The 12611-nt window shown below is 42.0% G+C and carries 12 protein-coding genes; 9 read left to right on the top strand and 3 right to left on the bottom strand.

The features are described from left to right. Window positions 1–3: 3 nt before the first annotated feature. The 7 genes from ureC (at window position 4) to FB6_RS14685 (ending at window position 7153) form a co-directional block, all read left to right on the top strand. Entirely contained in the window at window positions 4–1704 is a 1701-nt protein-coding gene (ureC, locus tag FB6_RS14715) for an urease subunit alpha (protein ID WP_174560665.1), read from the top strand. A gap of 52 nt (window positions 1705–1756) precedes the next feature. Further along, entirely contained in the window at window positions 1757–2875 is a 1119-nt protein-coding gene (locus FB6_RS16620) for a hypothetical protein (protein WP_174560664.1), read from the top strand. A 112-nt stretch (window positions 2876–2987) separates the two neighbouring features. Continuing rightward, window positions 2988–3950: an allantoinase PuuE gene (gene puuE, locus FB6_RS14705; protein ID WP_174560663.1), complete on the top strand. Its 963-nt coding sequence runs from the start codon at window positions 2988–2990 to the stop codon at window positions 3948–3950. Window positions 3951–4093: 143 nt separating this feature from the next. Beyond that, entirely contained in the window at window positions 4094–4597 is a 504-nt protein-coding gene (gene uraD, locus FB6_RS14700; protein WP_174560662.1) for a 2-oxo-4-hydroxy-4-carboxy-5-ureidoimidazoline decarboxylase, read from the top strand. Then, a complete protein-coding gene (gene uraH / locus FB6_RS14695; RefSeq protein ID WP_174560661.1) occupies window positions 4594–4920 on the top strand; it encodes a hydroxyisourate hydrolase in 327 nt (108 codons plus the stop codon). The genes uraD and uraH overlap by 4 nt, the downstream gene beginning before the upstream one ends. Window positions 4921–4950: 30 nt before the next feature. Then, entirely contained in the window at window positions 4951–6309 is a 1359-nt protein-coding gene (locus FB6_RS14690) for a nucleobase:cation symporter-2 family protein (protein WP_174560660.1), read from the top strand. 124 nt (window positions 6310–6433) lie between these two features. Further along, window positions 6434–7153: an outer membrane protein OmpK gene (locus FB6_RS14685; protein ID WP_174560659.1), complete on the top strand. Its 720-nt coding sequence runs from the start codon at window positions 6434–6436 to the stop codon at window positions 7151–7153. 46 nt (window positions 7154–7199) lie between these two features. Here FB6_RS14685 and FB6_RS14680 read toward each other — a convergent pair whose 3' ends face one another. Continuing rightward, window positions 7200–7697, bottom strand: coding sequence for an ureidoglycolate lyase (locus FB6_RS14680; RefSeq protein ID WP_174560658.1), 498 nt, complete (start codon window positions 7695–7697; stop codon window positions 7200–7202). An 11-nt stretch (window positions 7698–7708) separates the two neighbouring features. Continuing rightward, window positions 7709–8716, bottom strand: a complete 1008-nt coding sequence (alc, locus tag FB6_RS14675) for an allantoicase (RefSeq protein WP_174560657.1) — start codon at window positions 8714–8716, stop codon at window positions 7709–7711. A gap of 213 nt (window positions 8717–8929) precedes the next feature. On the opposite strand from alc, the gene hpxO reads away from it, so the two are divergent. Beyond that, the gene (gene hpxO / locus FB6_RS14670) at window positions 8930–10087 is read left to right on the top strand and encodes an FAD-dependent urate hydroxylase HpxO (protein ID WP_174560656.1); all 1158 of its coding nucleotides are present in this window, start codon (window positions 8930–8932) and stop codon (window positions 10085–10087) included. A 166-nt stretch (window positions 10088–10253) separates the two neighbouring features. Beyond that, the gene (locus tag FB6_RS14665; RefSeq protein WP_174560655.1) at window positions 10254–11141 is read left to right on the top strand and encodes a DMT family transporter; all 888 of its coding nucleotides are present in this window, start codon (window positions 10254–10256) and stop codon (window positions 11139–11141) included. A gap of 71 nt (window positions 11142–11212) precedes the next feature. Here FB6_RS14665 and FB6_RS14660 read toward each other — a convergent pair whose 3' ends face one another. Next, on the bottom strand, window positions 11213–12565 hold the full coding sequence (locus FB6_RS14660) for an 8-oxoguanine deaminase (protein ID WP_174560654.1): 1353 nt from the start codon (window positions 12563–12565) through the stop codon (window positions 11213–11215). Window positions 12566–12611 lie beyond the last annotated feature (46 nt).

The raw sequence follows: 12611 nt of genomic DNA, 5'->3' as shown, positions 1-12611 counted from the left end.
ATCATGAAAATGTCACGCCGTGCCTATGCGGAAATGTTTGGCCCTACAGTTGGGGATCGGGTCCGTTTAGCCGACACCGAACTGTTTATCGAAGTTGAACAGGATTTAACCACTTATGGTGAAGAAGTAAAATTTGGCGGAGGTAAAGTCATCCGTGACGGGATGGGCCAATCTCAGCTTTTGTCATTAGAAGTGGCTGACACTGTCATTACAAATGCACTCATTGTCGATTGGTGGGGCATTATCAAAGCCGATGTCGGCTTAAAAAATGGTCGAATCTGGAAAATTGGCAAAGCTGGAAATCCTGACATTCAGCCGGATATCACCATTCCACTGGGTGCTGCAACTGAAGTGATTGCAGGTGAAGGTCAGATTTTAACAGCGGGCGGCATTGATACGCATATTCACTGGATCTGTCCGCAGCAAGTGGAAACAGCACTCATGTCCGGAACCACTACGATGGTGGGTGGCGGTACAGGTCCTGCGGCTGGGACATCGGCAACGACCGTGACTCCAGGTCCTTGGCATATAGCCACCATGCTGCAAGCAATTGATGATCTGCCGATGAACATCGGTTTATTGGGTAAGGGCAACCTGAGTCAGCCAGAGCCAATTGCAGAACAAATTAAAGCAGGAGTGGTCGGCTTAAAACTTCATGAGGACTGGGGTTCAACACCTGCCGCCATTGATAACTGCTTAACGGTTGCAGATGAATACGATGTACAAGTGGCCATCCACACAGACACACTAAATGAAAGTGGCTTTCTTGAAGAAACTTTGGCGGCATTTAAAAACCGGACGATTCACACTTACCATACTGAAGGTGCGGGCGGTGGACATGCGCCGGATATTTTAAAAGCCATTGGTCAGGCCAATGTGTTGCCATCTTCAACAAATCCGACCCGTCCTTATACCGTCAATACCATTGATGAGCATTTAGACATGCTGATGGTCTGTCACCACCTAGATCCAGCAATTGCGGAAGATGTAGCATTTGCAGAAAGCCGTATCCGCCGCGAAACCATTGCTGCGGAAGATATTTTGCAGGATATGGGTGCAATTGCCATGATGTCTTCAGATTCACAGGCTATGGGGCGTGTCGGGGAAGTAATTCTGCGTACCTGGCAAACCGCACATAAAATGAAAGTGCAGCGCGGGCCTTTAGAGGGTGATACGCCTTATAAAGATAACAATCGGGTAAAACGTTATATCGCGAAATATACGATTAACCCTGCCATTACGCATGGTTTAAGCCATGAAATTGGTTCGGTTGAAGAAGGGAAACTGGCCGATTTAGTACTGTGGAAACCGGCATTCTTTGGAGTGAAGCCTTCCATGATCATTAAGGGGGGAATGATTGCAGCAGCGCCTATGGGTGACATTAATGCTTCCATTCCAACGCCGCAGCCGGTGCATTACCGTCCGATGTTTGGAGCATATCCGCGTGGGGTGCATAACACCTGTATTACCTTCTTGTCTCAAGTTGCAATTAATGATGGGGTACATGAAAAATTAGGCCTAAAAAAGCTGATTTCGCCATGTAAAGATACGCGGCAGATTACTAAAAAGGATATGAAGCACAATAGTTACTGTCCGGTGATGGAAGTACATCCTGAAACCTATGAAGTGCGTGCTGATGGTGTGCATTTGACCTGTGAACCTGCGGAAGTACTGCCGATGGCGCAGCGTTACTTCTTGTTTTAAATGAATAAATAGATCAAGATGTCATCTTTGCTAATATGGAATGAGAGTGAAGATGACTTTTAAATTCGAAAGCCAGGAATTTAAGTCCACCTTTGAACAGGTTGAGTTAATTGCAAAAAATATAATAGAAACTGAAAATAATTCTGATGAAATTACAAATTTAGCTAGTCACTTTTTGACCGCAAGACATGTTTTAAATATCAAAATGGACCTTAGTGAATTCGATAAAATCATTGAATATAGTAGAAAACAACCTGTATCAAACTTCGTATCAGAAGTGAGTAAAGCAATTAAGATTTATAAAAATAGCAAAGAAGATAAAGATCTCATTTATTTATTTGAATTAAGTTTGAATCTCATCAATATCTATTTTTCTGAGCTTACATTTATTTTAGGGGCTGTGAATGGTTCTATCTCTTTAGAAGTTGCAAGTGTAAATACTTTTGTGAGTGATAAATATTTAAGACATCCACAATTTGGTAGGTATGTAAAATTTGCAGAAAGAGATTTACCATTTCAAATTTTTAAAGAGCTATTACATTCAAGTGAAATTAAAAATTTATCCGAATTTAACGTCAACTTAAAACAAGCAAGTGACTTATTAGAAAAATGGGATAATTCATTTGAAGATAAGAAAAATACGATTTCACAATTAGAGACAAAATTAAATGAAACTAAATTAACGTATGATTTCCTAGGTTTAAATAAAGGTTTTCATCAACTTTATGAGCAAAAAAAGAATGAATTAGATAAAGCAAAAAATACATATGCATTCGTTGCAACAACTATGTTCACAATCCCTTTCGCTGAGTTTGTAGTCCTAGTTGCAGCATTTTATTATTTCAATGGAAATATACCTTCGAGTATGTGGTTAGTTTCAATTCCATTTATAACATTGATTTTAATAACATTATATTTATTAAAAATTACTCTACAGGATAAACGCTCCATCCAATCACAAATGATGCAGCTAGAGCTACGAATGGCTTTGTGCCAATTTATTCATAACTATGCGGAAGATTCAGAAGCATTACATAAGAAAAATGCAGCAGGCTTTGAAAAATTTGAAAATATTATTTTTTCACCATTAGTTTCTTCAGATGACAAGATCCCAACGACATTCGATGGAATGGAACAGTTGGCTAAACTCGTCAGTGAATTTAGAAAGTAAGTTTTGAACTATAAATAAGCACGCTAAATTATTATGCACCATACTTTGGCGCATAAATTGCTTAATCCTTCCTAGATTTTTACTGTTTGATATAACACATTAGGAAATGGATGTGACAGCAACATACTTACGCGGGCAAGACCTGATTGACCAAATTCAACAACAAGACTATTCACGTGACTTAATTGGCTATCATGGTGAACCACCCAAAGTAGAATGGCCAAATGGCGCTCGTGTCGCGGTTCAATTTGTATTGAACTATGAAGAAGGCGGGGAAAACCATGTAGAACATGGCGATGCAGGTTCAGAGCAGTTCCTTTCAGACATTATTGGGGCTGCAAGTTTTCCTGCCAAACATATGTCCATGGATTCCATGTATGAATATGGCTCGCGTGCAGGCTTTTGGCGTATTCATAACGAGTTTAAAAAACGTCATTTACCCATGACCATTTTTGGTGTGGGCATGGCGCTGGCTCGAAATCCCTACATTGTAGAAGCCATTAAAGAAGCCAATTATGACGTGGTTTCTCATGGCCAGCGCTGGCTGCATTATCAGGACATGCCTATTGAACTTGAACGTCAGCACATGGATCAGGCGATCAGTGTACTCGAAGCGCTGTTTGGGCAAGCGCCAATTGGTTGGTACACCGGTCGCGATAGCCCGAATACACGTCAATTACTGGCTGAATTTCCACAGATTAAATATGACTGTGATTACTATGGCGACGACTTGCCATTTTGGAGCAGCTTGTCTGATAAAAATGGTGCAACACGTCCACATTTAATCATTCCCTATACTTTAGAAAGCAATGATATGAAGTTCAGCTCTCCGGGCGGTTTCAACAGCGGAGAACAGTTCTATCAATATCTTAAAGATGCGTTTGATGTGCTGTATGCAGAAGGGGAAATTGCGCCAAAAATGCTTTCCATTGGTATGCATTGTCGTATTTTAGGGCGTCCGGGACGCTTTAAAGCACTACAAAAGTTCCTGGATTATATTCAAAGTCATGAGCAGGTCTGGATTTGCCGACGTGGTGATATTGCCGAACACTGGTATAAACATCATGCTGAATAAGGTCTAAAAATTTTTAAAAAAGAGAAGCTTAGCTTCTCTTTTTTTATTTTCTCTCTTTGTAGAAAATCCAGAAAATCAAAGTTTGGCACTGATATTGCAAAATTGTTTTTGAACAAACATTCAATATTTTAGGCGATTTAATAGTGCAACTCGTTGAATTTAATAAAGCATCTCAACAAGATGCAATTACCTTTTTAAAGCACTGTGTGCAAATACCCAGCTGGTCGCAACAACTTGAGGCCAAACGTCCGTTTGAGTCCGTTAAAGCTGTAATGGAACTTGCTAAACAGCAAGCTTCGACCTGGACTTGGGATGAAATCAAAACCGCTTTAGACAAACATCCGCGTATTGGTGAAAAAAAAGCACAAGCTGAACTGAGTGAACTGGAACAAGATTTTTCCAAGCGTGAGCAAGCAGCTATTAACGTAGATAGGGAAACAGAAGAAGCCTTGCTCAAAGGCAATATTGCCTATGAAAATAAATATGGCTACATCTTCCTGATTAAAGCATCTGGTTTAAATAGCGGGGAAGTTCTACAAGCACTGAATTATCGTCTGTTAAATGATGCTGATTCAGAAAAACGTATTGTCCATCATCAGCTGGCAGAAATTGCTTTGCTCAGATTATCTCAGGAGCTTCAATCATGATCAGTTCACATATTTTAGATACGAATCTTGGTCAACCGGCGGCCAATGTAGCCATTAAGCTATTTAATGAAAGTGGCGAGCTGCTCGCAGAAGCCTTCACCAATGCCGATGGGCGTGTTTCCGTTGCTGATTTTGCATTAATTGAATTCAATAGCGGCGCATATAGCCTTGAATTTGCCACTTCTGCTTATTTTGATGCTTTGGAAGTGGAAACATTTTTCCCTAAAGTCGTAATCCATTTCTACGTCAAAGATGCTGCACAGCATTATCACATTCCTTTACTGATTAGCCCATTTGCGTACTCCACATATCGCGGCAGCTAATTCATTTTTTAATTTGAGGGAAGAAAAACAATGACTGAAGAAAGCAAAACCATTGCACCAGAACATGAATATTTAGGCGCTGCAAAAAGTGCGGCATACGGTTTACAGCATGTATTAACCATGTATGGTGGAATTATTGCACCACCCCTGATTGTAGGTACAGCAGCAGGTTTATCGGCACAGCAAATTGGCTTGCTGATTGCCGCTGCTTTATTTGTTGGTGGTTTGGCAACGATATTGCAAACCATTGGTGTGAAATATATTGGTGCTCAGTTGCCACTGGTACAAGGGGTTTCCTTTGCCGGCGTGGCCACCATGGTAGCCATTGTCACCACCGGTGGCGGCTTATCGGCTGTATATGGCGCAGTGATCGTTGCCTCGCTCATCGGTTTCTTTCTGGCGCCCTATTTTTCTAAAATTATTCGCTTTTTCCCTCCAGTGGTCACTGGCTGCGTGATCACCATTATTGGTCTTTCACTGTTGCCTGTGGCTGTGCGCTGGATGATGGGCGGTAACAATAAGGCACCCGAATGGGGAAGTGTGGAAAATATTAGCTTGGCACTTTTAACGCTTGGTATTGTGATCTGTTTAAACCTGACCAAGAATGCCGCGATCCGTCGTTTATCTATTCTTTTAGCCATCGTGATTGGTTCTATTTTCGCCTATTTGATGGGTTTTGGCGACTTTAGTAAAGTGGGCAATGGTGCATGGGTACAGCTTCCAAGTTTCTTTGCTTTTGGTATACCTACTTTTGAATTGACCGCCATTATTTCCATGCTGATAGTAACTTTAGTGATCATGACTGAAACTACAGCAGATATCATTGCTGTGGGTGAAATTGTAGGAACAAAAGTAGATTCAGAACGTATTTCTAATGGTTTACGTGCTGATATGTTGTCAAGTGCACTAGCACCGATCTTTGGATCATTTATGCAAAGTGCCTTTGCCCAAAACGTAGGTTTGGTTGCGATCACAGGTATCAAAAGCCGTTTTGTAGTGGCAGCAGGGGGCATGATTTTAGTGGTTTTGGGTTTATTACCAATTATGGGGCGTTTAATTGCAGCGATACCAGTTCCGGTACTTGGTGGTGCAGGATTGGTGCTTTTTGGAACAGTGGCTGCAAGTGGCATTCGTACATTGGCAAAAATTGATTATAATGAGCAAAAGAATCTGATTATTGTGGCAACAGCGATTGCTGCCGGCATGATTCCAATTATTGATCACTCATTCTATGCAAATTTCCCTAAATGGGTTCAAACATTGTTTCACTCAGGCATTAGTTCAACCTGTTTAATGGCGATTATTTTAAATATTCTTTTCAATCATTTAAATATTTTTAAAACCAAACATACAGTTACAGCAAAGAATATTGCAGAGTCAGTCCATTAACCCTCACTAGCGTATACAAGCCCATGCATCTCATGGGCTTTTTTTATCAAAAAATAAAAAACTTGGCTTTGTTTTTGCTTTATTAATCTTGTAATTATTTTTCCTATTTTGGGGCTAAACTTCTATGAAATTAACACAATTATTCACTGCAACTGTACTAGCAAGTGCTGCAATTGGCGCACATGCACAACCAATTTGGCAAGACTTCAGTATTTCTGGTTTGTATGGCAAAGACTACGAGCTAATTGCCCGTGAAGACGATCAAAGTACGGCTACATTTGAATATACAGCAAAATTAAAATATGGTGATTTCTTTGGTTTTATTGACCGTACAGAAAATGATGTCAGTGGTAAAGAAAGCTATTTTGAAGCATCACCACGTTTAAGTTTGGGTGCAGTTTCGGGTACAAAACTAGAATTGGGCCCAATTAAAGATGTACTGGTTGCGACCACTTGGGAAGGTGGTGAAGGCTTTAATAACTACTTATACGGAATTGGATTTGATTTAAGCATTCCATATTTCCAATATGCACAGGTCAATTTATACCGTGCGAACAACGACAATATAGATGATGATTACCAGTTTACCTTTGTATATGGTATTCCGTTCAAATTGGGTAGTGAAGACTTCCTGGTGGATGGTTTCCTAGACTGGTCAACCTCAGAAGATGATCATGAAAGTGAACGTAACTGGACCACACAGTGGAAATGGAATGCAGGTAAACATATTTCACCAGATACTCGCTTGTATTTAGGTATTGAACATTCAGTCTGGACCAACAAATATGGAATTAAAAATGCAGACGAAAACAATGTCAGTGCTTTAGTGAAATATCATTTCTAAATCAGTCAATAAAAAAGCCCTTGAGAACAAGGGCTTTTTTATTGCTTTATTGAGTGATAGAAATTTTATCCGGGAAGGGATATACATCACAGTTAGGGCTAGTCCCAATTCTGTCTATCACCACAAATTCACTGGGCGCTTCAAGTGTCAATAAGGGATGATGCCATGTTCCGGCACGATAATTGACCCCTTGTGAACCATCACTGATAAAGGCTTGAATCTGTTCCAGATCGGGCATGTCCTGATCCAGAGCCGGAGCCACTACAATCAAAAACGACTGTCCTTGCATGGGGATAAAGGCCTGTGACCCGACCGGATGCCTTTCCAGCATGGCAATTTCAAAAGGCACTTGCGTGGCTTGAATATTCCTGAAAATACTCAGTCCAACCTTGGCATCCGTTTCCACTTCTGCCAGTGCATGATAGCGCTCTGTCTGTTGCTCATTAATATAAAAAAAATCGTTACCTTTACACGCAATAACTTCACCAAACGCAGCAAAGTTCGCTGTAGTTAAAGGCTGTATTTTTACCGTGAGTATTGTCATAGTATTCACATTTATTTTGCAGTTTTTCCCCATAAACGGATACGGCTAATCCCGCCATCTGGAATCATGTTCACCCGAATATGGGAAATTTTTTCATGCTGTAAAATTTCTTCTATAAAGCTATGAATATGATCCATTTGCATGTCTTGTGCTTCTAAAAGATATGGCCAGAACATGCTTTGCGGAATCAACTGTTGATCGGTTGCATTTTCGATATCAATCGCCTGTATAGAAACTTGTGCAGGGAAGTTCCCTTTGAAGTGGGCAGTATCAATATCAATTTTTTCGATTGCACCACTTTGTCCCAAGGCCAAAATACACCAGTCGAAACCGGGTTCACGGCGGCGTTTGGTTTCCCAGCCATCGCCCATATTTATACCACGACCCGGATTAATCAGATTACGCGGATGCCCAAAGTGCGCATCACTATAAGCAATAACCCGACCGCCATTTTCCAGCGCCAGCAAATCCAGTACCTGATCACGATCCTGAACCTGAATTTTGACTTCACCATAAACTTTAAAGCGTGCTACACCGCCATCTGGGAAAATATTTAAGCGCACATGGCTAAACACTTGCTCGGAAGAGACTTCAAAAATATGGTGCTGGCCCGGACCTAATTTACTATTTGGTAAAATTGAGTGCCATGTTGCTGTGCTTAAGTCACCATTTGGTGCATAACAGGCTTCAACCGCAGCCGACGCCGGATAGTTCCCGGTAAAAAAGGTGGTGTCTATATCCATTGCCTGAATGGTTCCTGCGACCCCAAGCTGAATGATGGCCCAGTCATAGCCGGCGTGACGTTTACGACGGGTTTCCCAACCATCCATCCATTTGCCATGATCATCAAACTTGTCTTCGACAAAAATCGGGGCATCAAATTGCAGCATTCGATTTGCTTCAGCAAAAAAATCATCTGAACATTCAAGTACTTCTGCACCAATTCTGCTATCTGCCAAGTTGGTGAGTTGTTGTATATGCACAGGAAGATCAAAAATAGGTGCAATTAATGTTGCCATAGTTATTTTCCATTCAAACTACTAATAACGTGAATATTAATTTTTATAAACAGGCCCAACTTCAGCTTAAGGCCCTATAAAAACTCGTGTTTAGATCCATGTTGATGCACAGCGTGTGCCAACTTTTGAAAAAAATCGGTGCATGTTTTTGAAAAAATGGCACGGTTTTAGCTTTTTAAGGAGCAGAAACAATATATTCAGAGGAGAAAATAGATGGAGATTACAATTATTGGTGCAGGGATGGGGGGATTAACCACAGGAATTGCACTGAAAAAGTTTGGACATAAGGTCACCATCTATGAGCAAGCAGAGCAAATTTTACCTGTCGGTGCAGCCATCTCTCTTTGGTCAAATGGTGTGAAATGTTTGAATTACCTGGGCCTGACTGAACAGGTCGCCAAATTAGGCGGTCAGATGGATCAGCTGGCGTATATGGATGGTTTGACTGGCGATACCATGACCCAATTCAGTTTATTGCCCTTGATTGAAGAAGTAGGACAGCGTCCGTATCCGGTGGCACGTGCCGACTTGCAAAATATGCTAATGGATGAGTTTGGCCGTGATGATATTCAACTGGGCAAAAGAATGGTTGCGCTACAGGAACAGGAAGATGGAGTACTGGTTGAATTTGCCGATGGTAGCGAAATTAAAACTGACTTGTTGATTGGAGCCGATGGAACCCACTCGATTACGCGTGCCTATGTATTGGGTGAACAGGTTTCACGTCGTTATGCGGGTTATGTTAACTGGAATGGTTTGGTCGACATCCGTGATGATCTTTCGCCGGCAGACCAGTGGACGACTTTTGTCGGTGAGGGAAAACGTGTCTCACTGATGCCTGTGGCAGACGGAAAATTTTATTTCTTCTTTGATGTGCCACTTCCAGTCGGTTTAGAAAACAATAAAGCTGAATATAAAAATTTATTGAAACAATATTTTAATGGCTGGTGTGCACCGGTGCAGCATTTAATTGACGCATTGGATGAGCAAAAAACCAACCGTGTAGAAATTCATGACATTGAACCTTTTGCCCAATTTTATAAAGGCCGTGTGGTGATTGTCGGTGATGCAGCACACAGTACCACGCCAGATATTGGTCAGGGGGGATGCCAAGCCATGGAAGATGCGATTTATTTGGCCCGCGCCTTACAAATTAATACCTTAGGTCTACAAGATGCTTTAAAGCGTTATCAAAATAAACGCAATGAACGCGCCAATGAGTTGGTGTTACGTGCACGGAAACGCTGTGATGTCACACATATGAAAGATGAAGTCGTGACCAAAGAATGGTATGAAGAATTAAGAAAAGAACAGGGGCCACATATTATGAAAGGCATTATCAGCAATATTGTGGGTAATCCATTAGATTAATAATTGGCTATTTCACGTAGTATAAACCCTTCGTGATGAAGGGTTTTTTATTGGATTTTTCTACTGATCATTTTTATAAAAATCACCATTTTCCTGGAAAAAGATTCGTCAATTCAATGTTGAAGGAGTACATTACAGTACTTTAACGCTTTAATCTGGTTGAGTAATGGCATCTATATGGATTCTCTTTACCCTCATGGCTGCATTTATGCAGGCTTGGCGTAATGCGTTTCAAAAGCAGCTGAGTACGACTGTAGATGTGTATGGCGTGACGCTGGCACGTTTTCTGTTCGGTTTTCCCTTTGCTATCATTTACTTGTCCTGTTTATATCATTATCACCCCATTCCATTTGCTGTCACTTTTACTCCAAGATTTTGGATTTACATTGTCATTGCCGGGATCAGTCAGATCGCGGCAACGGCACTAATGGTGCAGCTATTTAAACAAAAAAATTATGCCATTGGCGTGGGACTGGCGAAAAGTGAAGCCATTTTGGCTGCACTGATTGGTGCCTCATTACTCAGTGATGAGTTAAGTGCACTGGCCTGGTTTGGGGTGGGATTAGGTGGTCTCGCGGTATTTTTGCTCAGTAAGGGTCCAAGAGCAGAAAAACTCTCCCTGCCGACTTTATTGATTGGGATTGGCAGTGGATTATGTTTTGCCATTACCTCTTTACTGGTTCGCGAAGCCAGTCTGGAGCTACCGCAGCTACCATTTATTCATCGTGCGGCATGGGTATTGGTCAGCATTATTGGCTTTCAATGTCTCAGCATGCTGATCTATTTAAGTTTATTTAGTCGTCACACTTTAAAAGACATGTGGGCAAGAATAGGTTTAACTTTTAAAGTCAGTGTCTGCAGCTTTATCGCTTCCTTGGGCTGGTTTACCGCCATGAGCATGCAATCTGTCGCGATTGTCAAAACACTGGGGCAGATTGAAATCCTGTTTAGCCTACTCATTTCCACTTACTTTTTTAAAGAAAAACTGGCCAAGGCAGAGCATTGGGGACTATTACTGGTGGTCATTGCCGCTATACTGGTGATTTGGGCTTAGTTCGATTGCAATGATCTGTGAGTTGTATCTTAGCCATCATTTCAATGACTAAGATACATAGAACACATCGCTTAAGCGGCCAGTAAATCTTTTGCGGCCTGACGATGTTCGGCCAATAATTTGTCCATATCAAGACCAAGGACTTGTTGATCCTTAACTACCCATTTTCCTTTAACCATGACATGTTCCGCACGGTCTGCGCCACAGAGCAGTAATGCTGCAACGGGATCATGACTGCCTGAAAATTTAATGTCATCCAGCGTATAAAATGCCAGATCAGCCTGAAAGTCAGCTGCAATTTCACCCAGATGTTGATCTCGACCCAATAATTGCGCTGAACCTTTGGTCACCCAGCCCAAGGCCAGTTCAGGAGTAATCACTTCAGCACCATATTTCAGTCGTTGCAGATACATGGCCTGACGGGCTTCCAGAATTAAATTGGACGCATCTCCAGAGGCAGAACCGTCTACTCCCAAACCAATTTTGGCACCGGCTTGCATTAAATCTACGGTTGGACAAATCCCGGAAGCTAGGCGCATATTGGAATGGGGACAATGACAGATGCCGACCTGTGCGGCACCTAAACGGCGAATTTCATCGGCATTAAAATGAATGCCATGCGCGAGCCAGGTGCGGTGATTTAACCAGCCGACACTGTCCAGATAATCGACCGTGCGCAGGCCAAATTTTTCCAGACAGAACTGTTCTTCATCCAGAGTTTCAGCCAGATGGGTATGCAGTCGCACATCATGCTGCTGTGCCAGTTGGGCACTTTCACGCATAATTTCCTGCGTGACCGAAAAAGGAGAACAGGGTGCAAGGGCAATATTCACCATCGCATCTGCACTGCGGTCATGATATTTCGAGATCAGCCTTTCCGAATCGAGCAAGATGGTTTGCATATCCTGCACTGTATGCTGCGGTGGCAGACCGCCCTGATCTTCACCCAGACTCATCGAACCACGGGTCAACATGACACGGATACCTAAGCTTTCAGCCGCCTGTACTTGAATATCAATGGCATCATGCAGTTGTTGGGGAAATAAATAATGGTGATCTGCCGCAAAGGTACAGCCGGACATCAATAATTCAGCCAAAGCCACTTGGGTCGCCAAATAGAGCTGTTCCGGATTCAGCTTGGCCCATACTGGATACAGCGTTTTAAGCCAGGGGAAAAGCGGTGCATTTACCACAGGTGCCCAGGCTCGGGTCAAAGTCTGATAAAAATGATGATGGCTGTTAATCAGGCCGGGTAAGATCACCAGATTTTTGGCATCAAATATTTCATCAACAGGTGTGGTTGGGGTTTGGCCTAAAGGCACCAGTTCAACAATTTTTCCTGATTGGATGACCAGACCACCGCGTGCATCACTTTGGTTGCCGGTAAAGATTGCCAGTGGATGTTTAATCCAGATTGTTGACATAACATCGCCTTAATCATTGAAATTTCATTTAAAAAAGCAAGAGTTA

Source organism: Acinetobacter bouvetii (assembly GCF_902753875.1).
GTDB classification, from domain to species: Bacteria; Pseudomonadota; Gammaproteobacteria; order Pseudomonadales; family Moraxellaceae; genus Acinetobacter; species Acinetobacter bouvetii_A.
This window is presented reverse-complemented; position numbering and strand designations above follow the sequence as displayed.

What these genes read in the sequence shown, in the direction of transcription:
- ureC (WP_174560665.1), top strand. Translation starts at nt 4, where the DNA reads ATGAAAATGTCACGCCGTGCCTATGCGGAAATGTTTGGCCCTACAGTT.
- FB6_RS16620 (WP_174560664.1), top strand. Translation starts at nt 1,757, where the DNA reads ATGACTTTTAAATTCGAAAGCCAGGAATTTAAGTCCACCTTTGAACAG.
- uraH (WP_174560661.1), top strand. Translation starts at nt 4,594, where the DNA reads ATGATCAGTTCACATATTTTAGATACGAATCTTGGTCAACCGGCGGCC.
- FB6_RS14690 (WP_174560660.1), top strand. Translation starts at nt 4,951, where the DNA reads ATGACTGAAGAAAGCAAAACCATTGCACCAGAACATGAATATTTAGGC.
- FB6_RS14685 (WP_174560659.1), top strand. Translation starts at nt 6,434, where the DNA reads ATGAAATTAACACAATTATTCACTGCAACTGTACTAGCAAGTGCTGCA.
- FB6_RS14680 (WP_174560658.1), bottom strand. Translation starts at nt 7,697, where the DNA reads ATGACAATACTCACGGTAAAAATACAGCCTTTAACTACAGCGAACTTT.
- alc (WP_174560657.1), bottom strand. Translation starts at nt 8,716, where the DNA reads ATGGCAACATTAATTGCACCTATTTTTGATCTTCCTGTGCATATACAA.
- hpxO (WP_174560656.1), top strand. Translation starts at nt 8,930, where the DNA reads ATGGAGATTACAATTATTGGTGCAGGGATGGGGGGATTAACCACAGGA.
- FB6_RS14665 (WP_174560655.1), top strand. Translation starts at nt 10,254, where the DNA reads ATGGCATCTATATGGATTCTCTTTACCCTCATGGCTGCATTTATGCAG.
- FB6_RS14660 (WP_174560654.1), bottom strand. Translation starts at nt 12,565, where the DNA reads ATGTCAACAATCTGGATTAAACATCCACTGGCAATCTTTACCGGCAAC.